The organism is Lelliottia jeotgali (genome assembly GCF_016771845.1).
In the GTDB taxonomy this organism is placed as follows: domain Bacteria; phylum Pseudomonadota; class Gammaproteobacteria; order Enterobacterales; family Enterobacteriaceae; genus Enterobacter; species Enterobacter jeotgali.
Map to the genome: position 1 here is coordinate 815,588 of NZ_JAENMQ010000001.1, position 20,199 is coordinate 835,786.

At 55.2% G+C, this 20,199-nt stretch carries 24 protein-coding genes; 17 read left to right on the forward strand and 7 right to left on the reverse strand.

Going from position 1 to position 20,199, the window contains the following annotated elements; genetic code table 11:
* Positions 1-113 precede the first annotated feature (113 nt).
* From fliF to rcsA, 14 genes are all read left to right on the forward strand, one after another.
* Entirely contained in the window at positions 114-1,799 is a 1,686-nt protein-coding gene (fliF, locus tag JBO43_RS03920) for a flagellar basal-body MS-ring/collar protein FliF (RefSeq protein ID WP_202673749.1), read from the forward strand.
* Positions 1,792-2,787 (forward strand): flagellar motor switch protein FliG, encoded by a 996-nt coding sequence (fliG, locus tag JBO43_RS03925; protein WP_095282466.1) that lies wholly within the window; start codon positions 1,792-1,794, stop codon positions 2,785-2,787. The genes fliF and fliG overlap by 8 nt, the downstream gene beginning before the upstream one ends.
* A complete protein-coding gene (gene fliH / locus JBO43_RS03930) occupies positions 2,780-3,487 on the forward strand; it encodes a flagellar assembly protein FliH (protein WP_202673750.1) in 708 nt (235 codons plus the stop codon). Before fliG ends, fliH begins: the two co-directional genes overlap by 8 nt.
* On the forward strand, positions 3,487-4,857 hold the full coding sequence (fliI, locus tag JBO43_RS03935) for a flagellar protein export ATPase FliI (RefSeq protein WP_095282468.1): 1,371 nt from the start codon (positions 3,487-3,489) through the stop codon (positions 4,855-4,857). Before fliH ends, fliI begins: the two co-directional genes overlap by 1 nt.
* A 21-nt stretch (positions 4,858-4,878) precedes the next feature.
* Positions 4,879-5,322 carry a flagellar export protein FliJ gene (gene fliJ, locus JBO43_RS03940; protein WP_095282469.1) on the forward strand — a complete coding sequence of 148 codons (444 nt, stop codon included), beginning with the start codon at positions 4,879-4,881 and terminating at the stop codon, positions 5,320-5,322.
* The gene (gene fliK, locus JBO43_RS03945) at positions 5,319-6,536 is read left to right on the forward strand and encodes a flagellar hook length control protein FliK (RefSeq protein WP_103949750.1); all 1,218 of its coding nucleotides are present in this window, start codon (positions 5,319-5,321) and stop codon (positions 6,534-6,536) included. Before fliJ ends, fliK begins: the two co-directional genes overlap by 4 nt.
* 104 nt (positions 6,537-6,640) lie before the next feature.
* The gene (fliL, locus tag JBO43_RS03950) at positions 6,641-7,108 is read left to right on the forward strand and encodes a flagellar basal body-associated protein FliL (RefSeq protein WP_095282471.1); all 468 of its coding nucleotides are present in this window, start codon (positions 6,641-6,643) and stop codon (positions 7,106-7,108) included.
* 4 nt (positions 7,109-7,112) lie between these two features.
* Positions 7,113-8,117, forward strand: coding sequence for a flagellar motor switch protein FliM (gene fliM, locus JBO43_RS03955; RefSeq protein WP_095282472.1), 1,005 nt, complete (start codon positions 7,113-7,115; stop codon positions 8,115-8,117).
* Positions 8,114-8,527, forward strand: coding sequence for a flagellar motor switch protein FliN (gene fliN, locus JBO43_RS03960; RefSeq protein ID WP_095282473.1), 414 nt, complete (start codon positions 8,114-8,116; stop codon positions 8,525-8,527). The genes fliM and fliN overlap by 4 nt, the downstream gene beginning before the upstream one ends.
* Positions 8,528-8,529: 2 nt before the next feature.
* Positions 8,530-8,904: a flagellar biosynthetic protein FliO gene (fliO, locus tag JBO43_RS03965; RefSeq protein WP_202673751.1), complete on the forward strand. Its 375-nt coding sequence runs from the start codon at positions 8,530-8,532 to the stop codon at positions 8,902-8,904.
* Positions 8,904-9,641, forward strand: a complete 738-nt coding sequence (fliP, locus tag JBO43_RS03970) for a flagellar type III secretion system pore protein FliP (protein WP_095282475.1) — start codon at positions 8,904-8,906, stop codon at positions 9,639-9,641. Before fliO ends, fliP begins: the two co-directional genes overlap by 1 nt.
* Before the next feature lie 10 nt (positions 9,642-9,651).
* On the forward strand, positions 9,652-9,921 hold the full coding sequence (gene fliQ, locus JBO43_RS03975) for a flagellar biosynthesis protein FliQ (protein WP_015959542.1): 270 nt from the start codon (positions 9,652-9,654) through the stop codon (positions 9,919-9,921).
* Positions 9,922-9,929: 8 nt separating this feature from the next.
* Positions 9,930-10,724, forward strand: a complete 795-nt coding sequence (fliR, locus tag JBO43_RS03980; protein WP_202673752.1) for a flagellar biosynthetic protein FliR — start codon at positions 9,930-9,932, stop codon at positions 10,722-10,724.
* A gap of 409 nt (positions 10,725-11,133) precedes the next feature.
* Positions 11,134-11,757: a transcriptional regulator RcsA gene (rcsA, locus tag JBO43_RS03985; RefSeq protein WP_095282477.1), complete on the forward strand. Its 624-nt coding sequence runs from the start codon at positions 11,134-11,136 to the stop codon at positions 11,755-11,757.
* 97 nt (positions 11,758-11,854) lie between these two features.
* Here rcsA and dsrB read toward each other — a convergent pair whose 3' ends face one another.
* Positions 11,855-12,049 (reverse strand): protein DsrB, encoded by a 195-nt coding sequence (dsrB, locus tag JBO43_RS03990; RefSeq protein WP_174348393.1) that lies wholly within the window; start codon positions 12,047-12,049, stop codon positions 11,855-11,857.
* A gap of 128 nt (positions 12,050-12,177) precedes the next feature.
* On the opposite strand from dsrB, the gene yodD reads away from it, so the two are divergent.
* Together yodD and JBO43_RS04000 are read left to right on the forward strand one after the other, a co-directional pair.
* Positions 12,178-12,405 (forward strand): YodD family peroxide/acid resistance protein, encoded by a 228-nt coding sequence (gene yodD / locus JBO43_RS03995; RefSeq protein ID WP_095282479.1) that lies wholly within the window; start codon positions 12,178-12,180, stop codon positions 12,403-12,405.
* 290 nt (positions 12,406-12,695) lie between these two features.
* On the forward strand, positions 12,696-13,523 hold the full coding sequence (locus JBO43_RS04000) for a mannosyl-3-phosphoglycerate phosphatase-related protein (protein WP_095282480.1): 828 nt from the start codon (positions 12,696-12,698) through the stop codon (positions 13,521-13,523).
* On the opposite strand, the gene dgcQ is transcribed toward JBO43_RS04000, so the two are convergent.
* The 3 genes from dgcQ to JBO43_RS04015 form a co-directional block, all read right to left on the reverse strand.
* Positions 13,490-15,181, reverse strand: coding sequence for a cellulose biosynthesis regulator diguanylate cyclase DgcQ (dgcQ, locus tag JBO43_RS04005; RefSeq protein WP_202673753.1), 1,692 nt, complete (start codon positions 15,179-15,181; stop codon positions 13,490-13,492). The two genes, JBO43_RS04000 and dgcQ, sit on opposite strands and share 34 nt — an antisense overlap.
* A gap of 128 nt (positions 15,182-15,309) precedes the next feature.
* Entirely contained in the window at positions 15,310-15,492 is a 183-nt protein-coding gene (locus JBO43_RS04010; RefSeq protein WP_095282482.1) for a YodC family protein, read from the reverse strand.
* Between the two features lie 78 nt (positions 15,493-15,570).
* Positions 15,571-16,482: a DUF808 domain-containing protein gene (locus JBO43_RS04015; RefSeq protein WP_103946127.1), complete on the reverse strand. Its 912-nt coding sequence runs from the start codon at positions 16,480-16,482 to the stop codon at positions 15,571-15,573.
* Positions 16,483-16,659: 177 nt separating this feature from the next.
* Here JBO43_RS04015 and yedA point away from each other — a divergent pair, with 177 nt between their 5' ends.
* Positions 16,660-17,574: a drug/metabolite exporter YedA gene (gene yedA, locus JBO43_RS04020; RefSeq protein WP_095282484.1), complete on the forward strand. Its 915-nt coding sequence runs from the start codon at positions 16,660-16,662 to the stop codon at positions 17,572-17,574.
* Here yedA and JBO43_RS04025 read toward each other — a convergent pair.
* The 3 genes from JBO43_RS04025 to JBO43_RS04035 are packed head-to-tail and all read right to left on the reverse strand — an operon-like array spanning position 17,546 to position 20,196.
* Entirely contained in the window at positions 17,546-18,037 is a 492-nt protein-coding gene (locus JBO43_RS04025) for a very short patch repair endonuclease (protein ID WP_202673754.1), read from the reverse strand. The two genes, yedA and JBO43_RS04025, sit on opposite strands and share 29 nt — an antisense overlap.
* Complete coding sequence (locus tag JBO43_RS04030; protein ID WP_237729920.1) at positions 18,018-19,451, reverse strand: DNA cytosine methyltransferase; 1,434 nt, start codon at positions 19,449-19,451, stop codon at positions 18,018-18,020. The genes JBO43_RS04025 and JBO43_RS04030 overlap by 20 nt, the downstream gene beginning before the upstream one ends.
* Before the next feature lie 49 nt (positions 19,452-19,500).
* Positions 19,501-20,196 carry a phosphohydrolase gene (locus tag JBO43_RS04035; protein WP_202673755.1) on the reverse strand — a complete coding sequence of 232 codons (696 nt, stop codon included), beginning with the start codon at positions 20,194-20,196 and terminating at the stop codon, positions 19,501-19,503.
* Positions 20,197-20,199 lie beyond the last annotated feature (3 nt).

Sequence of the window (20,199 nt, forward strand, 5' to 3'; positions counted from 1 at the left end):
TCAAATAATGGCTGGGCCATCAATATGGACCTTTTGTCGTGTTTGCCGACCCGGGAGTCAGTTTTGTTTCACTACACGAATCACGTAATCCACATCGAGCCTAGAGGTGCGCTATGACTGCGACAGCATCTGCAGCACCGCAAAATAAATCGCTCGAGTGGATGAATCGCCTGCGTGCGAACCCTAAAATCCCGTTGATCGTGGCAGGCGCTGCCGCTATTGCGATTCTCGTGGCGATGGTCCTGTGGGCGAAAAGCCCGGACTACCGCACCCTTTACAGCAATCTTTCCGATCAGGACGGCGGGGCTATCGTTACCCAGCTGACCCAGATGAACATCCCTTACCGCTTTGCGGATAACGGCGGTGCGCTGGAAGTGCCGGCCGACAAAGTTCACGAACTGCGTTTGCGTCTGGCTCAGCAAGGCCTGCCGAAAGGCGGCGCGGTCGGATTTGAACTGCTGGACCAGGAAAAATTCGGTATCAGCCAGTTTAGCGAGCAGATCAACTACCAGCGCGCGCTGGAAGGCGAACTGGCCCGCACCATTGAAACGCTCGGCCCGGTGAAAAGCGCTCGCGTACACCTGGCGATGCCAAAACCGTCTCTGTTCGTGCGCGAACAAAAATCCCCTACTGCTTCAGTGACCGTCAATCTTGAGCCTGGCCGCGCACTGGACGAAGGACAAATCAGCGCCGTGACTCATCTGGTCTCAAGCGCCGTCGCAGGTCTGCCGCCGGGTAACGTCACGGTGGTCGATCAGGGCGGTCATCTGCTGACGCAATCCAACACCAGCAGCCGCGACCTGAATGACGCGCAGCTTAAATATGCTACCGATGTCGAAGGCCGCGTCCAGCGTCGTATCGAAGCGATTCTTGGTCCGATCGTCGGCACTGGTAACGTACACGCGCAAGTCACCGCCCAGATTGATTTCGCCAATAAAGAGCAGACCGAAGAGCAGTACAGCCCGAACGGCGATGCGGCTCAGGCGGTGATGCGTTCTCGCCAGCTGAATACCACCGACCAGATTGGTGGCCAGAATCCAGGCGGCGTTCCAGGCGCGCTCTCGAATACCCCTGCCCCGGCAAACGCGGCGCCAATTTCAACACCTCCGGCGAACCAGCAAAACGCTCAGCAGAATAATGGTCAACAGCAGACCACGTCGACGGCGGCAAACGCCGGTCCGCGTAATTCCAGCCGTAATGAAACCACGAACTACGAAGTGGACCGCACCATTCGCCACACCAAAATGAACGTCGGCGATGTGCAGCGCCTGTCCGTTGCCGTGGTGGTGAACTACAAAACGCTGCCGGATGGAAAGCCACTGCCGCTGACCACCGATCAGATGAAACAGATCGAAGACCTGACCCGCGAAGCGATGGGCTACTCCGAAAAACGCGGTGACTCCCTGAACGTGGTTAACTCGCCGTTCACAGCAAGCGACGAATCAGGTGGCGAATTGCCATTCTGGCAACAGCAATCGTTTATCGATCAGCTGATGTCCGCAGGCCGCTGGTTACTGGTGCTGATTGTCGCATGGCTGCTGTGGCGTAAAGGTGTTCGTCCACAGCTGAACCGCCGCGCAGAACAGCTCAAAGCCGCACAAGAAAGCATGAATACGCGTCAGGAAACGGAAGATGCTGTTGAAGTTCGTCTGAGCAAAGACGAGCAAATGCAGCAACGCCGCGCCAATCAGCGCATGGGCGCTGAGGTGATGAGCCAGCGTATTCGTGAAATGTCAGATAACGATCCACGCGTCGTCGCGCTGGTGATCCGCCAGTGGATGGGTAACGAAGATGAGTAATCTTAGCGGTACAGATAAAAGCGTCATTCTGCTGATGACCATCGGTGAAGATCGTGCGGCGGAGGTGTTTAAACACCTCTCCCAGCGCGAAGTTCAGGTGCTCAGTGCGGCGATGGCGAATGTGCGTCAGATTTCCAATAAACAGCTAACAGAAGTACTGGCCGAGTTTGAGCAGGAAGCGGAACAGTTCGCTGCGCTCAACGTCAACGCCAACGACTACCTGCGTTCGGTCCTGGTCAAAGCGCTGGGCGAAGAACGTGCAGCCAGCCTGCTGGAAGATATTCTCGAAACGCGCGATACCGCCAGCGGCATCGAAACGCTCAACTTTATGGAGCCGCAGAGCGCCGCCGACCTTATTCGCGACGAGCACCCGCAGATTATCGCTACCATCCTGGTTCACCTCAAACGTGGCCAGGCGGCAGATATTCTGGCGCTGTTCGACGAACGCCTGCGTCACGACGTGATGCTGCGTATCGCTACCTTTGGCGGTGTCCAGCCAGCCGCGCTGGCAGAACTGACCGAAGTGCTGAACAGCCTGCTCGACGGCCAGAACCTCAAGCGCAGCAAAATGGGCGGCGTGAGAACGGCAGCAGAAATTATCAACCTGATGAAAACGCAGCAGGAAGAAGCGGTTATTACCGCCGTTCGCGAATTCGACGGCGAGCTGGCTCAGAAAATTATCGACGAGATGTTCCTGTTCGAAAACCTGGTCGAAGTCGACGACCGCAGCGTCCAGCGCCTGCTCCAGGAAGTGGACTCCGAATCTCTGCTTATCGCCCTCAAAGGTGCCGAGCAGCCGCTGCGCGAGAAATTCCTGCGCAACATGTCTCAGCGTGCGGCGGATATCCTGCGCGACGACCTTGCCAACCGTGGCCCGGTTCGTCTGTCTCAGGTGGAAAACGAACAGAAAGCGATCCTGCTCATCGTTCGTCGTCTGGCCGAGACTGGCGAGATGGTGATTGGCAGCGGAGACGATGCATATGTCTAATGAACTGCCGTGGAAGCGCTGGACTCCGGACGATCTGGCGCCACCCATGACGGAGTTTATGCCCGCGCTGGTTCAGGCCAGCGAGGAAGACGTGACGGACGATGCGCCAGAGCTGAGCGAAGAAGAGCAGCGCACGCAAATGCTGGCGCAGTTGCAAATGCAGGCGCATGAGCAAGGCTACACCGCCGGAATGAACGAAGGCCGCCAGCTGGGCCACCAGCAGGGTTATGAGGAAGGTAAAGCGCAGGGTCTGGAACAGGGCCTTGAGCAATCTCGCCAGCAGCAAGCCCCGGTACATGCGCGGATGCAGCAGCTGGTGAGCGAGTTTCAAAACACGCTCGACGCGCTCGATAGCGTGATTGCCTCGCGTCTGATGCAAATGGCGCTGGAAGCCGCGCGTCAGGTGATTGGCCATACGCCCGCGGTGGATAACTCCGCACTGATTAAACAGATTCAGGGTTTGCTCCAGCAGGAACCGCTGTTCAGCGGTAAACCGCAGCTGCGCGTGCATCCCGATGATTTACAGCGCGTCGAAGAGATGCTCGGCGCGACGCTGAGCCTGCACGGCTGGCGTCTGCGCGGCGATCCATCGTTACACCACGGCGGCTGCAAAGTATCGGCTGATGAAGGCGATCTCGATGCCAGCGTCGCCACGCGCTGGCAGGAATTGTGCCGTCTGGCTGCGCCGGGAGTTGTCTGATGACCGCCCGTCTCACGCGCTGGCTCACCACTCTCGATAACTTTGAAACGAAGATGGCGCAACTGCCGTCTGTCCGTCGTTATGGGCGTCTGACCCGTGCCACCGGGCTGGTACTGGAAGCCACTGGCCTTCAGTTGCCGCTCGGCGCGACCTGCGTGATCGAACGCCAGGACGCCAATGAAACCCGCGAAGTCGAAAGCGAAGTCGTCGGTTTTAACGGACAACGTCTGTTTTTAATGCCGCTCGAAGAGGTAGAAGGCATTCTGCCCGGCGCGCGGGTGTACGCCAAAAATAATACCGGCGACGGGCTGCACAGCGGCAAACAATTGCCCCTCGGTCCGGCGCTGTTAGGCCGCGTGCTTGACGGTGCGGGTAAACCGCTCGACGGACTGCCTGCTCCCGACACCACCGAAACCGGCGCGCTGGTCACTCAGCCCGTGAACCCGCTGCAACGAACGGCGATTGAACACGTACTGGACACCGGCGTGCGTCCGATCAACGCCCTGCTGACCGTCGGTCGCGGGCAGCGTATGGGCCTGTTTGCCGGTTCGGGCGTCGGGAAATCGGTGCTGCTCGGCATGATGGCGCGTTACACCGAAGCCGACGTGATTGTCGTTGGCCTTATCGGTGAGCGTGGTCGTGAAGTTAAAGATTTTATCGAGAACATTCTCGGCGCCGACGGACGTGCGCGTTCGGTGGTGATTGCTGCTCCGGCGGATGTGTCTCCCCTTCTGCGTATGCAAGGGGCGGCATACGCCACCCGTATCGCCGAAGATTTCCGCGATCGCGGCCAGCACGTATTGCTGATTATGGATTCCCTCACCCGTTATGCGATGGCGCAGCGTGAAATCGCGCTGGCGATCGGCGAACCACCGGCGACCAAAGGCTATCCACCGTCGGTGTTTGCCAAACTGCCTGCCTTGGTTGAACGCGCGGGTAATGGCGTGAGCGGCGGCGGTTCCGTCACTGCATTTTATACGGTACTGACCGAGGGCGATGACCAACAGGACCCGATTGCCGACTCGGCGCGTGCGATCCTCGACGGTCATATCGTGCTTTCCCGCCATCTGGCGGAAGCGGGCCACTATCCGGCGATTGATATCGAAGCCTCGATCAGCCGTGCGATGACCGCCCTGATTACCGAAAAACATTACGCCCGCGTGCGTAACTTTAAACAATTACTTTCAAGCTTCCAGCGCAACCGCGACCTGGTGAGCGTCGGGGCTTATGCCAAAGGCAGCGATCCGATGCTCGACAAAGCGATAACGCTCTGGCCGCAGCTGGAAGCTTTCTTGCAACAAGGTATTTTTGAACGTGCCGACTGGGAAGACTCGCTTCAGGCTTTAGAGATTATTTTCCCGCAGGTGTAACACAGGTGGAGGGCGAAGATCATGGCGCAAAATGGCGCGTTAGCTACGCTAAAAGATCTGGCTGAAAAAGAAGTTGATGATGCCGCATTGCAGCTTGGCGCAATGCGACGAGGTTATCAGCAGGCTGAAGAACAGTTGACGATGTTAATCGACTATCAGCATGAATATCGCACCAACCTCAATACCGATATGACACAGGGCATTGGCAGTCAGCGCTGGATTAACTATCAGCAGTTTATCCAGACGCTGGAAAAGGCGATAGAACAGCATCGCCAGCAGTTGTCCCAGTGGGACCAGAAAGTTGATAAGGCGCTGAATTTCTGGCGTGAGAAAAAGCAACGTTTGCAGGCCTGGACGACGTTACAGAACCGCCAGGCTAGCGCGACACTGCTCGCCGAGAACCGCCTTGATCAGAAGAAAATGGATGAGTTTGCCCAGCGCGCATCAATGAGGAAACCGGAATGATCACACTGCAACAACTGCTGATGACCGACACTGACCTGTCCGGCGGTACGCAGGCTGGAAAAGGCGCTGACGGCGCACAAGATTTTCTGTCTTTGCTGGCGGGCGCTTTAACCGACACCGCAGGCCAGGGTAAAGAGGCGCCGCTGACGTTGGCCGATCTCAAGGCCGCTGGCAGCAAGCTGTCAAAAGCTGCACTCCTGAAGGACGGTGACAGCGCCGTTCCGACCAAACTCGCCGCTTTGCTGGCGCGCCAGGATGTGCTCACTGCCGCCGATGACACGGCTCAGACCGCAACTTTGCAAAGCCTGGTATCAGGATTACTGCCTGCTACTCACGGCGATGCGCTGAAATCACTCACAGCAACGGCACAGAAAGACGATGCCAAAGCGGATCTGAGCGAAGAAGAGCTGGCCGGGCTGAGTGCGCTGATGGCTATGTTGCCGCATCAACAAACGGCCACTGCCGCAGCATCACAGGCAGTTGATGCCAGTCCGGTGACGACGCAGCCGACGACCGCACAAACGGCTGCGGGACGCGGTTCGTTGTTGAGCGCGGATGTGCCTCTGCGCGGCAAAGCGCAGGAGAGCCACACGGATACTGACAACGGTGCCTTGTCCGCCGGTGCACAGTTAACGCCCGTCGCCGCCGCAGCAGCTGCGAAGCAGGAAGCGGTAAGCTCTGCGTCGTCTTCGTCACCAACGGCTACGCTCGCGCCCATCATGACCAGTCACGTGAGCGCCCCGCCCGCTGCGACCGTAGCCACTGCGCCGGTTATCAGCCAGCCGCTGGGCACGCACGAATGGCAGCAGGCGATCAGCCAGCACGTTACGCTGTTCACCAAACAGGGCCAGCAAAGCGCTGAACTGCGCCTGCATCCGGAAGACCTGGGACAAGTGCAAATTTCGCTTAAACTTGATGAAAACCAGGCTCAGCTACAGATGGTTTCGGCTCATGGCCACGTACGTGCTGCACTGGAAGCCGCCCTGCCTATGCTGCGCACGCAGCTGGCGGAAAACGGCATTCAGCTGTCGCAAAGCAGCATCAGCAGTGAAAGCTTCGCCGGGCAGCAACAGTCTTCATCCCAGCAGCAACAGCAGGCTTCCCGTTCCGGCCAGACCGGTGGATTTAATGATGAAACGGATGAACTGCTGGCAACCCCTGCTGCATTGCAGTCCGCAGCGCGTGGAAACGGCGCCGTAGACATCTTTGCCTAAACGCCAGAGGTAGCGTGATTATCTCCGTCTTTTCCACGCTTTGACCAAAGCAGGACACGGGATAATCACTCTATTAGCTGTACCAAACAGGAAGCTCGTATCAGATGACTGACTCCGCTATCACCAAAAAAGGCAAGCGCTCCATCTGGGTCCCGCTGCTGGTGTTAATTACGCTCGCCGCGTGCGCGACCGCTGGCTATAGTTACTGGCGTGCACAACAAGCGCCGTCAGCCGCTGCCAAAGCAGAACCCCCGCCGCCTCCGGCCCCGGTCTTTTTCGCACTGGATACGTTCACCGTTAACCTCGGTGATGCGGATCGCGTGCTGTATATCGGCATTACCCTGCGTCTGAAAGACGAAGCGACGCGTACCCGTCTGAGCGAATATCTGCCAGAAGTACGTAGCCGTCTGTTACTGCTTTTCTCTCGCCAGGACGCCTCCGGGCTGGCAACCGATGACGGTAAGCAAAAGCTGGTTGAAGCCATCAAGCAGACGCTGGCACCGCCACTGGTAACCGGTCAATCTAAGCAGGAAGTCACTGACGTTCTGTACACAGCTTTCATCCTGCGGTAGAGACATGGGCGATAGTATTCTTTCTCAAGCGGAAATCGATGCGCTGCTTAATGGCGACAGCGACAAGAACGATGATCCTCAACCGGGACTGGGCGGCGAACCTGATATTCGCCCCTATGACCCGAATACCCAGCGTCGCGTGGTGCGCGAGCGCCTGCAGGCGCTGGAGATCATCAACGAACGATTTGCGCGTCAGTTCCGTATGGGACTGTTCAACCTGCTGCGTCGTAGCCCGGACATCACCGTCGGGGCGATCCGCATTCAGCCTTATCATGAGTTTGCACGCAACCTGCCGGTGCCAACCAACCTTAACCTGATCCACCTGAAACCGCTGCGCGGCACCGGGCTGTTCGTGTTTTCTCCGAGCCTGGTGTTTATTGCCGTGGATAACCTGTTTGGCGGTGATGGACGTTTTCCGACGAAAGTCGAAGGACGCGAGTTCACCCATACCGAACAGCGCGTGATCAACCGTATGTTGAAGCTGGCGCTGGAATCCTACAGCGACGCGTGGAAAGCGATTAACCCGCTGGAAGTGGAGTATGTGCGCTCGGAGATGCAGGTGAAGTTCACCAACATCACCACCTCGCCAAACGACATCGTGGTAAATACGCCGTTCCACGTGGAAATCGGCAATCTGACCGGTGAATTTAATATCTGCTTGCCGTTCAGCATGATCGAGCCTCTGCGCGAAGTGCTGGTGAACCCGCCTCTGGAAAACTCGCGCAATGAAGATCAAAACTGGCGCGAGAATCTGGTACGTCAGGTTCAGCACTCACAGCTTGAATTGGTGGCGAGCTTTGCGGATATCCCGCTGCGCTTGTCCCAGATCCTGAAATTACAACCCGGCGATGTTCTGCCGATAGAAAAACCCGACCGCATTATTGCCCATGTGGATGGCGTACCGGTATTGACCAGCCAGTATGGCACTGTGAACGGTCAGTACGCGTTGCGCGTTGAGCACTTGATCAATCCGATATTGAATTCGCTGAATGAGGAACAGCCCAAATGAGTGACATGAACAATCCGTCCGATGAAAACAGCGGAGCACTGGACGATCTGTGGGCTGATGCGTTAAACGAGCAACAGGCAACCCCGAGCAAAAGCGCGGCGGACGCGGTGTTTCAACAGCTGGGCGGCGGCGACGTCAGCGGCACGCTGCAGGACATCGACCTGATTATGGATATCCCGGTCAAGCTGACCGTCGAACTGGGCCGTACCCGCATGACCATTAAAGAACTGCTGCGTCTGACGCAAGGTTCCGTCGTGGCACTTGACGGTCTGGCCGGTGAGCCGCTGGATATTCTGATCAACGGCTATCTGATTGCTCAGGGCGAAGTTGTCGTCGTGGCCGATAAATACGGCGTGCGTATTACTGACATCATCACCCCATCCGAACGTATGCGTCGTCTGAGCCGTTAAGCATGAAAACTCAGGCAACGGTATCACAACCCTCTGCGGTTCCCGGCTCGCCGCTGCTGCAAGTCAGCGGTGCGCTGTTCGGTATTATTGCCTTTATTCTGATCGCGGCGTGGCTGGCTAAACGCTTTGGCCTGGCGGGTAAAACCGCCCACGCGCGCGGCCTGAAAGTCAGCGCCAGTACGTCGCTCGGCCCACGCGAACGCGTCGTTATCGTTGATGTTGAAGACGCCCGCCTGGTGTTGGGCGTAACCGCATCACAGATCAATGTGTTGCATAAACTGCCTCCTGCGCCGGAAACAGTGTCAGAGAACGCAGAGAATCCAGCGGATTTTCAGTCCGTTATGAAGAGTTTGCTTAAGCGTACCGGGAGATCGTGATGCGCCGTGTGTTGTCCCTTACGCTTGCAGGCCTTGGCCTGTTTGCTCCTTCCGTGTATGCGCAATTGCCTGGTCTTATCTCTACGCCTATCGCGGGTGGAGGACAGAGCTGGTCCCTGCCGGTGCAGACGCTGGTTTTCATTACCGCGCTGACTTTTATCCCGGCCATTTTGCTGATGATGACCAGCTTCACCCGCATCATCATCGTCTTTGGTTTGCTGCGAAATGCGCTTGGTACGCCCTCTGCGCCGCCAAACCAGGTGCTGCTCGGATTGTCCCTGTTTCTGACCTTCTTTATTATGTCGCCGGTTATCGACAAGATTTACGCCGACGCCTATCAGCCGTTCAGTGAAGACAAGATTTCGATGCAGGAAGCGCTGGAAAAAGGCGCTCAGCCGCTGCGTGAATTCATGCTGCGTCAGACTCGCGAAGCTGACCTCGCGCTGTTTGCCCGACTGGCAAATGCCGGGCCAATGCAAGGGCCGGAAGCGGTGCCGATGCGCATTCTGTTGCCCGCTTACGTGACCAGTGAGTTGAAAACTGCATTCCAGATTGGCTTCACTATTTTTATCCCGTTCCTGATTATCGACCTGGTGATTGCCAGCGTCCTGATGGCGCTCGGTATGATGATGGTGCCCCCCGCCACCATTGCCCTGCCTTTTAAGATAATGCTTTTTGTACTGGTCGACGGCTGGCAGTTGCTGGTCGGTTCACTGGCGCAGAGCTTCTACAGTTGAGGCGCCCTCGATGACTCCTGAATCGGTCATGATGATGGGCACGGAAGCGATGAAAGTCGCCATTTCCGTTGCCGCGCCTCTGCTGTTAGTGGCTCTGGTCACCGGTCTGGTGATCAGTATTTTGCAGGCAGCGACGCAGATTAACGAAATGACGCTGTCGTTCATTCCAAAAATCATTGCCGTTTTCGTGACCATTATCGTCGCCGGGCCGTGGATGTTAAACCTGTTGCTGGATTACATGCGCAATCTGTTTACCAATCTGCCGTACATCATCGGCTGAAAATCTGAATGCTACACTTCACCAGCGATCAGTTTATCCAGTGGCTTGGGCTCTATTTCTGGCCGCTGCTACGCGTGATGGCGCTGATCATGACGGCGCCAATCCTCAGCGAAAAATCGATTCCCAAGCGCGCTAAAGTCGGGCTGGGGTTGCTGATTACCTTTGTCATTGCGCCTTCACTGCCGCCGGTTGACGTGCCGATTTTCTCCCCGCAGGCAATCTGGCTTGCGCTGCAGCAGGTGCTGATCGGCGTGGCGATTGGCTTTACCATGCAGCTGGCGTTTGCAGCGATTCGTACCGCCGGTGAGCTGATTGGCCTGCAGATGGGTTTGTCGTTCGCCACCTTTGTCGATCCGGCCAGCCATCTCAACATGCCGGTGCTGGCACGCCTCATTGATATGCTGGCGATGCTGCTGTTCTTATCGTTCAACGGCCACCTGTGGCTCATCTCAATGCTGGTTGACACCTTCCACACGCTGCCGGTCGGCGGAAATCCGGTCAACAGCAACGCGTTTCTGGCGCTGACGCGTGCCGCAGGGCTGATTTTCCTCAACGGGCTGATGCTGGCGCTGCCGGTCATTACCCTGCTCCTGACCGTCAACCTCGCGCTGGGCTTGTTGAACCGCATGGCACCACAGCTTTCCGTATTTGTCATCGGTTTCCCGGTTACGCTGACCGTTGGCATGATATTGATGGCGCTGTTAATGCCACTTATCGCTCCTTTCTGCGAACATTTATTTGGTGAACTATATAATTTGTTGGCCGATATTGTTCACGAACTACCCCAAAATAATAATCCCTGATGTTTATATTGTCTCTCTAAGGATATTCTTAAAATAAAACATGAAAAACATCTACCAGGATATATCTGGTGCGGTTTATTTGTTTTTATGCCCCTCACAATACTCAACATTTACTTTACTTTAAGATGATTCCTGGCAAATTATACGTAACTTTACGGGATAGTGAGTCCGCCTGAAAGTCTTTGTATTGCTCACAGGTAATACCCGAAATAATTCGAGTTGCAGGAAGGCGGCAAGCCTGAGAATCCCCAGGAGCTTACTCAAGTAAGTGACTGGGGTGAGCAGGCGCAGCCAACGCACCTGCAGCTTGAAGTATGAAGGGTATATACTTTTTATTCCATCCCGTATGGCTGTTATGAGCTCTCAGGCAGGTGGTGAATTATCGTTACGCATTGAGTGAGGGTATGCCATGTCAACGATCATTATGGATTTATGCAGTTACACCCGGCTAGGGCTAACCGGGTATCTGGCAAGCAGAGGGGTTAAAAAGCGAGACATCAACGATGTGCATGATGTTGGTGAACTTGAAGCCGCTTGTGACACTTACAAGCCTGGCGTGGTGTTTATTAATGAGGACTGTTTCATTCACGATCCAGCCAACAGTCAGCACATTAAGCAGATCATTAATCAACATCCTAAAACCTTGTTTATTGTTTTTATGGCTATTGCGAATATCCATTTTGATGAATATTTGCTGGTACGTAAAAATTTATTGATCAGTTCTAAATCAATTAAGCCCGAGTCGCTGGATGACATTTTGGGTGATTATTTGAATAAAGAGACAAAGAGTGTAGCGGAATTTAACTTACCCACGCTATCATTAAGCCGCACTGAATCGAGTATGCTCAGAATGTGGATGGCGGGACAAGGGACAATTCAAATATCCGATCAGATGAATATCAAAGCTAAAACGGTATCGTCACACAAGGGTAATATTAAAAGGAAAATAAAAACGCATAATAAACAGGTTATCTATCATGTTGTTCGTCTGACGGATAATGTGACCAACGGTATTTTTGTCAATATGCGCTAATTATTTATCTCTTCACACAACATCAATCTCTGGCCTTGCCAGAGATTTTTCGTTTTCTACGGCCGGGCAAGTCGACGCTTACCCGACGCGCAGCGATTCATTCAGAGTCGGACAGTTCCACAAAGATGCCATCTGAATGGCCAATCTCGTTAAAGAACCAGATTCCGAGCGGGTAATCTTCCAGCGACACCAGGTACATGATGCCTTCGTTGAACTGTTCCACTGCCAGTACTACGCCTGGGCGGCGCGGTCCGCCGTCCGTCTTGACGGTGACCCGATCGTTGACCTTCATAAAATCCTCCTGTGGTTTTGAGCCAGTGTAGAACAAAACGCAGCAACTGACAGCGGGCGCGAGCGTGAGTGGCGCTTTTGTGGGCAGTCTATACTTAACGCTGGAGACGGCGAAATGAGGTATGAGGAATGAAGACCGCGAAAGAGTACAGCGACACCGCGAAACGCGAAGTCAGCGTCGATGTCGATGCCCTGCTGGCCGCGATAAATGAAATCAGCGAAGGTGAAGTTCGTCGCGCCGAGGATGACCCCACGCGCGTCAGTATCGATGGGCGGGATTATCACACCTACCGCGAACTGGCCGAGGCGTTTGAGCTCGACATTCATGACTTCAGCATCAGCGAAGTGAATCGTTGAGGCGAAAAAAATCCCGGTCATGGGGATGACCGGGATCAAACTTGCTTATGCAAGAAGCACTTGTAAATTCGTTACACCAGGAAATCTGATGTGGGATTTACCTTATCCCCAATAAAATTGCATGACAAGGATATATTCCTATCGCAAATGTATTTTGCGATAACCGTCAGTTTTGATTATGAATCGCGCCCCTTACTGTGCGCGGGTCAGCGGGATCGGTTCCAGAAATGGGTAAGCTGATGCGAAATTCGTTTTAGGATTAATCTCAGGTGAATCACTCAGGAGACGCTATGTCCTTACTCAAGGAGACGCTGCTAATTTTTACCGATTTGGACGGTACGCTGCTGGATATCCACACCTACGACTGGCGCCCCGCTACGCCGTGGCTGAATAAATTGCAGGACCATCAAATCCCGGTGATTTTGTGCAGCAGTAAAACGGCAGCGGAAACTCTCGAAATCCAGCAGGATTTGGGGCTGGAAGGTTTGCCTTTTATTGCCGAAAACGGGGCGGTGGTGCAGCTGGATGTGCGCTGGGACGATCACCCGAATGCACCGCGCCTGATTAACGGTACGCCGCACAGCGAAATTTGCAGCCTGATCGATCCGATTCGCGAACGCGCGGGGTATAAGTTCACCACTTTCGATGATGTCGATGAACGGGTGATCGGCGAGTGGACCGGGCTGAGTCGGGAACGTTCGGCGTTAGCGCGTCTGCATGAGGCTTCCGTCACGCTTATCTGGCGTGACAGCGATGAGCGTATGGCACAGTTTGAAGCTGAACTGGTGCAATTAGGCTTTAAATTCGTCCAGGGCGCACGCTTCTGGCACATTCTGGACGCACGCGGTGGAAAGGATCAGGCGGTAAACTGGCTGATTGACGAGTATCGCAAGCGCGAGGGATTTGTGCCGACGACTATCGGGCTGGGCGACGGACCCAACGACGCCCCTCTGCTCGATAATGTCGATTACGCCGTGGTGGTGAAAGGCATTAACCGCCACGGGATCCAGCTGCAGGATGATATTCCTGAGCGGGTCTATCACACCACCCAACCAGGGCCGGAAGGCTGGCGTGAAGGGCTGGATCATTTCTTATCCGCGTCGCGCCACACCACCTGATTTCTCCCCTGCTGTTTCGCCACATAGAGACGCCCATCGGCAATGGACTGCAACTGCTCAAAGTCGAAATTATCGTTCTCCTCTGTGCTGCTCACGCCCAATGAAGCACTGATCCGCGTGGTGGTACTCTTTTTCACCAGAATCTCTTTACTGCTGATATAGGCGCGAATGCGCTCGGCCACTTCAGCAGCCTGCTGCGTCGTCGCGCCCGGCAGTACAACGCAAAACTCCTCGCCACCCACGCGACCCGCGACGTCGGTGCTACGCAAGGCTCTGGCAATCAGTCCGGCGGTGTGACACAGCACTTTGTCACCGGCCTGATGACCGAATTGATCGTTAATACTTTTGAAATGGTCCAGATCGAGCTGAATCACTGAGAACGGTATCTTCTGTTGACGGCACTCTTCGGCCAGCGTTTTTGCTCTGTCGAACAATGCTCCGCGATTGTTCAGCCGGGTCAGCGGGTCGTGCCACGCCTGCCATTGCAGCGAGTTTTGCAGGCTGTACATGTTGCTGACCATCCGGCGGATTACCAGCCACGAGATCAGCAGCATCGCGGTGAAGAGCGCCCACAGTAGGGCCAGCGCAATGCTAATACTGCCGAAATCGCCGTTAACGCCTTCCTGTAACGTGTGGACGCGCAGCACCACGCCGTCAAAATGATCCAGCCGCTCCCAGCTGATATAGCGCGAGTTCAAACGAATGCCGCCCTGAGTATCGCCTTCAATGGCGTGAGCAATCTGTGCCCGCTCGCGCTCGTCGAACTGATTAATCAGCCCCTCCGGTGGCTCGGAGGTGGTAATCAAATTCAGGCGGCTGTCATAGAGCTGATATTCCCCGTCCGTGCGTTTATCCACGGCATCCGTGAGCAGTTGCTTCATCGTCGGGAGGGTAAAATCCATCGCCAGCACGCCGTACCAGTAGTGATCCAGATAGACCGGCAGGCTGGCGGTGATGACTCTCTCTTCCTGAGCGCCGGACGAGGGCGCCATAAACCAGCGCACGCCACGTGAGCGGTTTTGTCGTTCGGTTTGTTGGGTAAACCACGGGTTCGTGACCAAATCATAGTAACGGGATATCACGGTATGATTTTGCGCGGTGGGTTCGGTCGAGAGAAAAAAGCCTGCCCGCGAGACATAATAGACGCGTTTTTCCTTCCCGGTGGTCGAGGTGGCGAGGCGCAGTAAATACCCGACTTCCAGCGCCGCAGAGAGTTCATTGCCGATGCGCTGATTGTCTCGCGCCAGGAGCGTGGTGCGCTCTACGGTAGCATCAGAGACGCCGCTGATGGGCAGCGTGCGCTGCTGATCGACATCCAGTTGCCAGAAAGGCTCGGCGCGTAAGCGATTAAAGCTGCCAACAGCATCCTGCAATACGCGAAAGCCGAGCGGCGTTTGCAGCGCATCTCCCATGCTATGGCGAAAAAAGAGCAGTTTATCAATACTGAACTGGAGCTGTCTGTCGAGCGAGCTGGCTACATTTTTCAGATGGTTTTGCTGGCTTGAGATGTAGGCATCTTCCAGCACCACCACTTCTCGCCAGGTCAGGATCGTTGAAAAAACAAGGACTACCACAAAGCAGAGATTGACGATTTTCCCTGGGTGGTGACGCAGCCGTTCCAGAAAATGTGTTTTGGCTTTAAAAACATCGCGCTGCACAGACACTCCCTGCTGAAAACTTGCAACATCCGCACAAAAGCAAAGCCCGGCGGTTCCGATATCCTAAGACAAGCATTACGTACAATGATAGTCAACAAAAACGCCCGGACATGCCGGGCGTTGCGTGATTAAGCCGTGTCTCGCCGTTGTCGTCCATCACCGGGCAGAAGTTCGTCTTCACGAAACGCTTCCCGCTTGATGCCGTACCCGTCGTACCACCGACATTCCACCATGCCACTGGAATATCCGGTGACAATCATCGGTGGACCACCGTTTTTTGACTTAACTTCATCACTGACCACAAAGACCATAACCGCCTCCAGTATCAGGGTGAAACTGTTTCAATCTAGACGAGGAACGGTGTTTTTGCATAATCATCTGTGGAGCAATTAGTGCGAAACTCCGCGCACTTTTTCGATGCCCTTTACGGCCGCAATGACGATGGCACCAATGATAAAGCCGATCACCAGATTCGCTATCACCGGTAATACCGCCGCTACCACGGCCCCGTGCTCTGCAGAAAAATGCTCAATCGCATGGTGCAACGGCGCAATGCCGTGAACCACAATCCCACCGCCGACCAGGAACATCGCCAGCGTGCCGATAATGGTGAGTGATTTCATCAGCCACGGAGCCAGCACCAGCAGGCCTTTACCGACCGCTTTCGCCAGCGCGTTGGATTTTTTCTCCAGCCAGTAGCCCATGTCGTCGAGTTTGACGATCACGCCCACCAGGCCATACACGCCCACGGTGACCAGAATCGCGATACCTGAAAGCACCAGCACCTGGTTGAGCAGCGGGGATTCGGAGACAATGCCCAGCGTAATCGCCACAATCTCTGCCGAAAGAATAAAGTCGGTGCGGATCGCCCCTTTCACTTTATCGCGCTCAAAAGCCATCGGATCCTGCGCGGCAAGCGCTTCCAGACGCTTCTGGCGTGCTTGCGGGGTCTCTTCGTCCTTATGCGAACCAAACGAGTGCAGCACTTTTTCGACGCCTTCGTAGCACAGAAACGCACCGCCAATCATCAGCAGCGGCGTGATCGCCCATGGAATAAACGCGCTGATCAACAGGGCCAGCGGCACCAGAATCACTTTGTTGATAAACGATCCTTTCGCTACGCTCCATACCACCGGTAGCTCACGGTTGGCGCGCACGCCCGAGACCTGCTGCGCATTCAGCGATAAGTCATCCCCCAGCACACCGGCCGTCTTTTTCGCCGCCAGTTTTCCCATCACCGAAATGTCATCCAGCAAGGTGGCAATATCATCGAGCAATGTTAATAAGCTACTTCCTGCCAAAATCTGATCCTTCTTATTTTGATAATTAAGTGAATAGTATGGAGCAAAAAGCGAAACCCTGAAACAGGCAGCTCAAGTCAACAAATAATTCACACCATCGATACAATTAAAGGACTCGCCAGCCCGATAGTTTTCACGTTTACTATGAGCGACCTTTTTAAATCGCTGTGAGGGATTATGCGTTTCCGGCAATTATTACCCCTTATTGGAGCGCTGTTTTCGCTCTACATCATCTGGGGTTCGACCTATTTTGTGATTCGTATCGGCGTGGAGAGTTGGCCACCGCTGATGATGGCGGGCGTGCGTTTTCTCTCTGCTGGCGTGCTGCTTCTGGCATTTCTGCTGATGCGTGGGCATAAACTCCCCTCGCTGCGCCCAATGATGAACGCGGCGCTTATCGGCCTGTTATTGCTTGCCGTGGGTAACGGCGGCGTGACGGTGGCAGAGCATCAGAACGTGCCGTCCGGAATTGCGGCGGTGGTGGTTGCCACAGTGCCGCTATTTACGCTGTGCTTTAGCCGTCTGTTCGGCATCCGCACGCGCAAACTGGAGTGGATGGGCATCGGCATTGGGCTGGCTGGGATTATTCTGCTCAACAGCGGCGGGAATCTGAGCGGCAATCCGTGGGGCGCGGTGTTAATTCTGATTGGCTCCATGAGCTGGGCCTTTGGTTCGGTATTGGGTTCACGGGTGGAACTCCCTTCCGGGATGATGGCAGGCGCCATTGAGATGCTGGCAGCGGGCATTGTGCTGTTGATAGCCTCAACCGTATCCGGTGAAAAGCTGACCGCGATGCCAGCGCTTTCCGGCTTCCTGGCGGTCGGTTATCTGGCCATTTTTGGCTCGATTATCGCCATTAACTCTTATATGTTCCTGATCCGCAACGTCAGCCCTGCCGTTGCCACCAGCTACGCTTACGTTAACCCGGTGGTCGCTGTATTACTCGGCACCACGTTTGCGGGCGAGGTCTTATCGTCCGTTGAGTGGTTAGCGCTGGGAGTGATCATCATGGCAGTAGTGCTGGTGACGCTCGGGAAGTATCTGTTCCCGGCTAAACCGGTGGTTACGCCGTGTGAGGTGGAGAAGTTGTAATCGGGCTTATCCCCATCGTATCGATCTGCGCGGTTTGACCGCCGCCGCAGATCCACTCTTCCAGCCGCTCCGTCAGCGAAGCATCATCAAGTTTTAATCTGCCCCGCAGCGCACATTCCCAGACGATAAGAACACGCCAGCCCTGCGCCATCAGCGTGGCGATATCTCGCTGGTCACGCGCCACATTCTTGCCAATTTTCTCCAGCCAAAAATCGGTGCGCGTCGCAGGGACGTTAAACAGATAACAGTCGTGATGATGCCAGAAGCAGCCGTGGGTGAAGATAATGCAGTGATAATCATCGAGGATAAAATCAGGGCGGCCTGCCAGCGCCGCATCCTGGACGCGAAACTCAAAACCGCTGTGGGTCAAGAGTCCTGCCAGCCGTCTTTCAATAGCGGTATCACGCGTGCCGATGGCACGCATGTTTTTGCTGCGGGTCGCCTTATTGTGCACATCCGTCATTGACGGCCTCACTCAGGCGTTGCTTTACGGCTAATTTGATGCGCGATTCGAGCAGTTTCGCCACCGCCGCAAACGCAGGCACGACAACGGAATTACCAAACTGGCGATAAGCTTGGGTGTCTGAGACCGGAATACGGAAATGATAACCCTGCGGGGATTCAAAACCCATCAGACGCCCGCACTCGCGCGGCGTTAAGCGACGCGGGCGATGACGTTGATTATTGGGATCGTCGAAATCCACTTCACCCAGCGCTTTATCCCAACCTCTGTCGATCAGGATCTCGGCCCCGTCTTTGTAATAGCGGGCCGACAGCGTACGGGTCACGCTGCGAGGATTGGTCGGATCAACCATCCCAAAACCAAAGCCATTGCCTTTCGCCTGATGCTTTTTGGCATAGCGATAGAGATATTTCCACAGCACTGGCGTGAGGATAAATTTAGCGTCAACCACCGGCTCCAGCAGCTCGGCAACGGAAGGCCGATGTGCCGGATAGAGTGACGGAATATCACGCAGCGTGAAGTTGCCTTTCAGATTCAGATCGCGTCGAAATCCCACCAGCACAATGCGCTCACGGTGCTGCGGCAGGAAGTGTTTGCCATCAATGATTTTAGGATCGTCTGCGCCCATGTCCTGCGCATCTGCTACGTCGTAGCCTAGTTCATCAAGCGTTTGCATGATGATGCGGAAGGTTTTTCCGCCGTCGTGGCTTTTGAGGTTTTTGACGTTTTCCAGCACAAAAATGGGCGGACGGCGGGCGTCGATAATCCGTACTACGTCAAAAAACAGCGTGCCCTGCGTATCGCAGGCAAAACCGTGGGCGCGGCCCAACGCGTTCTTTTTCGACACGCCCGCAAGGGAAAACGGCTGGCAAGGAAAGCCCGCCAGTAACACGTCATGTGGCGGAATATTTTGCCGGATATTATCCGCAGCCTCTTCGTCGCTGACGCCTGGTTTATGGCTCAGGGTGACGTCGCGGATATCTTCATTGAAATGGTGCGTGTTGGGATCGCAATACCAGTTGGCTTTGTAAGTGCGTACCGCGTGTTTGTTCCATTCACTGGTAAACACGCACTGTCCGCCGATCGCCTCAAAGCCGTAACGAATGCCACCGATACCGGCAAACAGGTCAACAAAGCGAAAAGCGTAGTTCGGATGGGCAGCAGGCGGGCGTGGAAGCAGGTTTTGCAGGAAGGTAAATTCCCCTTCGCTAAGGCGGTGCCCTGCCCGATCGCTGGTGACCAGTCGCTTGAGGATCGCCGGGCTCCAGTGGCTTTCCCCTTGGGCATTCAGTTCGTTCACCAGCGTTTTTGCATCATAGATGGTCAGCAGTTTGCTGAGTAAAGCCTGCACCGTGGCCGTTGATTTCTCTGCCTGCGCGAAAGCGGGTTGTAACACTGATCGTTTTTCCTGCATACCTTTAACCGGACGAAAGAGACTGAGGACAGATTACCATAGTTCAGCTTTACAGCGTGCGCTGGAATCGGCTCAGGACCTGCGCATCCATACCGAGGCAATCCCCCTGCAACTCCGCGCTCAGTTTCGCCATAAACTGCACTAAAAAGTGAGCGTTATGACGGGCAAGCTCACGCCCAGGTTCGGTTTGCATGGTGTCCGGCAGGCGCAACAGCTTGGTCTGGAAATGGTCCAGGGCAAACTGTTTGTCGTTTAACGTGCGCGCATCGGCAAACGGATCGTCGGCATCGAACAACGCCACGCCCAACGAACCTGATACGGCGAAGACGCGCGCCAGACCAATTGCGCCCAACGCTTCGAGCCTGTCGGCGTCCTGAACTATTTTGGCTTCAAGAGTTTGCGGTGCAATCTCGGCACTGAAACTGTGCGCTTCAACCGCATGTTCCACTGCGGGAATAAGGCTCTCGGGGAAATCGGGGAAATAATCAGAGAGGATCTGTCGGGTTTTGCGCGCCGCCAGCTGCGAAGACTGGCTGCGTTCAGGATGATTTTTGGGCAGACTGACGATGTCATGGAAATAACAGGCGGCCAGCACCACTAGCGCATCGACGGACTGACCCGCCATCATGCGCTGGGCGGTCATCCATACACGGCGGAAATGTGAAATGTCATGTGCGGCATCATCCGTGGGATGATGCGCGGTTAACCAGGCTTCGAAGCGTTGCTGCCAGTCGGTACGTTCCATGAT

Excerpts from the sequence above, each read along its gene's own strand:
- fliF (WP_202673749.1), top strand. The coding sequence starts at position 114 with ATGACTGCGACAGCATCTGCAGCACCGCAAAATAAATCGCTCGAGTGG.
- fliG (WP_095282466.1), top strand. The coding sequence starts at position 1,792 with ATGAGTAATCTTAGCGGTACAGATAAAAGCGTCATTCTGCTGATGACC.
- fliH (WP_202673750.1), top strand. The coding sequence starts at position 2,780 with ATGTCTAATGAACTGCCGTGGAAGCGCTGGACTCCGGACGATCTGGCG.
- fliI (WP_095282468.1), top strand. The coding sequence starts at position 3,487 with ATGACCGCCCGTCTCACGCGCTGGCTCACCACTCTCGATAACTTTGAA.
- fliJ (WP_095282469.1), top strand. The coding sequence starts at position 4,879 with ATGGCGCAAAATGGCGCGTTAGCTACGCTAAAAGATCTGGCTGAAAAA.
- fliK (WP_103949750.1), top strand. The coding sequence starts at position 5,319 with ATGATCACACTGCAACAACTGCTGATGACCGACACTGACCTGTCCGGC.
- fliL (WP_095282471.1), top strand. The coding sequence starts at position 6,641 with ATGACTGACTCCGCTATCACCAAAAAAGGCAAGCGCTCCATCTGGGTC.
- fliM (WP_095282472.1), top strand. The coding sequence starts at position 7,113 with ATGGGCGATAGTATTCTTTCTCAAGCGGAAATCGATGCGCTGCTTAAT.
- fliN (WP_095282473.1), top strand. The coding sequence starts at position 8,114 with ATGAGTGACATGAACAATCCGTCCGATGAAAACAGCGGAGCACTGGAC.
- fliO (WP_202673751.1), top strand. The coding sequence starts at position 8,530 with ATGAAAACTCAGGCAACGGTATCACAACCCTCTGCGGTTCCCGGCTCG.
- fliP (WP_095282475.1), top strand. The coding sequence starts at position 8,904 with ATGCGCCGTGTGTTGTCCCTTACGCTTGCAGGCCTTGGCCTGTTTGCT.
- fliQ (WP_015959542.1), top strand. The coding sequence starts at position 9,652 with ATGACTCCTGAATCGGTCATGATGATGGGCACGGAAGCGATGAAAGTC.
- fliR (WP_202673752.1), top strand. The coding sequence starts at position 9,930 with ATGCTACACTTCACCAGCGATCAGTTTATCCAGTGGCTTGGGCTCTAT.
- rcsA (WP_095282477.1), top strand. The coding sequence starts at position 11,134 with ATGTCAACGATCATTATGGATTTATGCAGTTACACCCGGCTAGGGCTA.
- dsrB (WP_174348393.1), bottom strand. The coding sequence starts at position 12,049 with ATGAAGGTCAACGATCGGGTCACCGTCAAGACGGACGGCGGACCGCGC.
- yodD (WP_095282479.1), top strand. The coding sequence starts at position 12,178 with ATGAAGACCGCGAAAGAGTACAGCGACACCGCGAAACGCGAAGTCAGC.
- JBO43_RS04000 (WP_095282480.1), top strand. The coding sequence starts at position 12,696 with ATGTCCTTACTCAAGGAGACGCTGCTAATTTTTACCGATTTGGACGGT.
- JBO43_RS04010 (WP_095282482.1), bottom strand. The coding sequence starts at position 15,492 with ATGGTCTTTGTGGTCAGTGATGAAGTTAAGTCAAAAAACGGTGGTCCA.
- yedA (WP_095282484.1), top strand. The coding sequence starts at position 16,660 with ATGCGTTTCCGGCAATTATTACCCCTTATTGGAGCGCTGTTTTCGCTC.
- JBO43_RS04025 (WP_202673754.1), bottom strand. The coding sequence starts at position 18,037 with ATGACGGATGTGCACAATAAGGCGACCCGCAGCAAAAACATGCGTGCC.
- JBO43_RS04030 (WP_237729920.1), bottom strand. The coding sequence starts at position 19,451 with ATGCAGGAAAAACGATCAGTGTTACAACCCGCTTTCGCGCAGGCAGAG.
- JBO43_RS04035 (WP_202673755.1), bottom strand. The coding sequence starts at position 20,196 with ATGGAACGTACCGACTGGCAGCAACGCTTCGAAGCCTGGTTAACCGCG.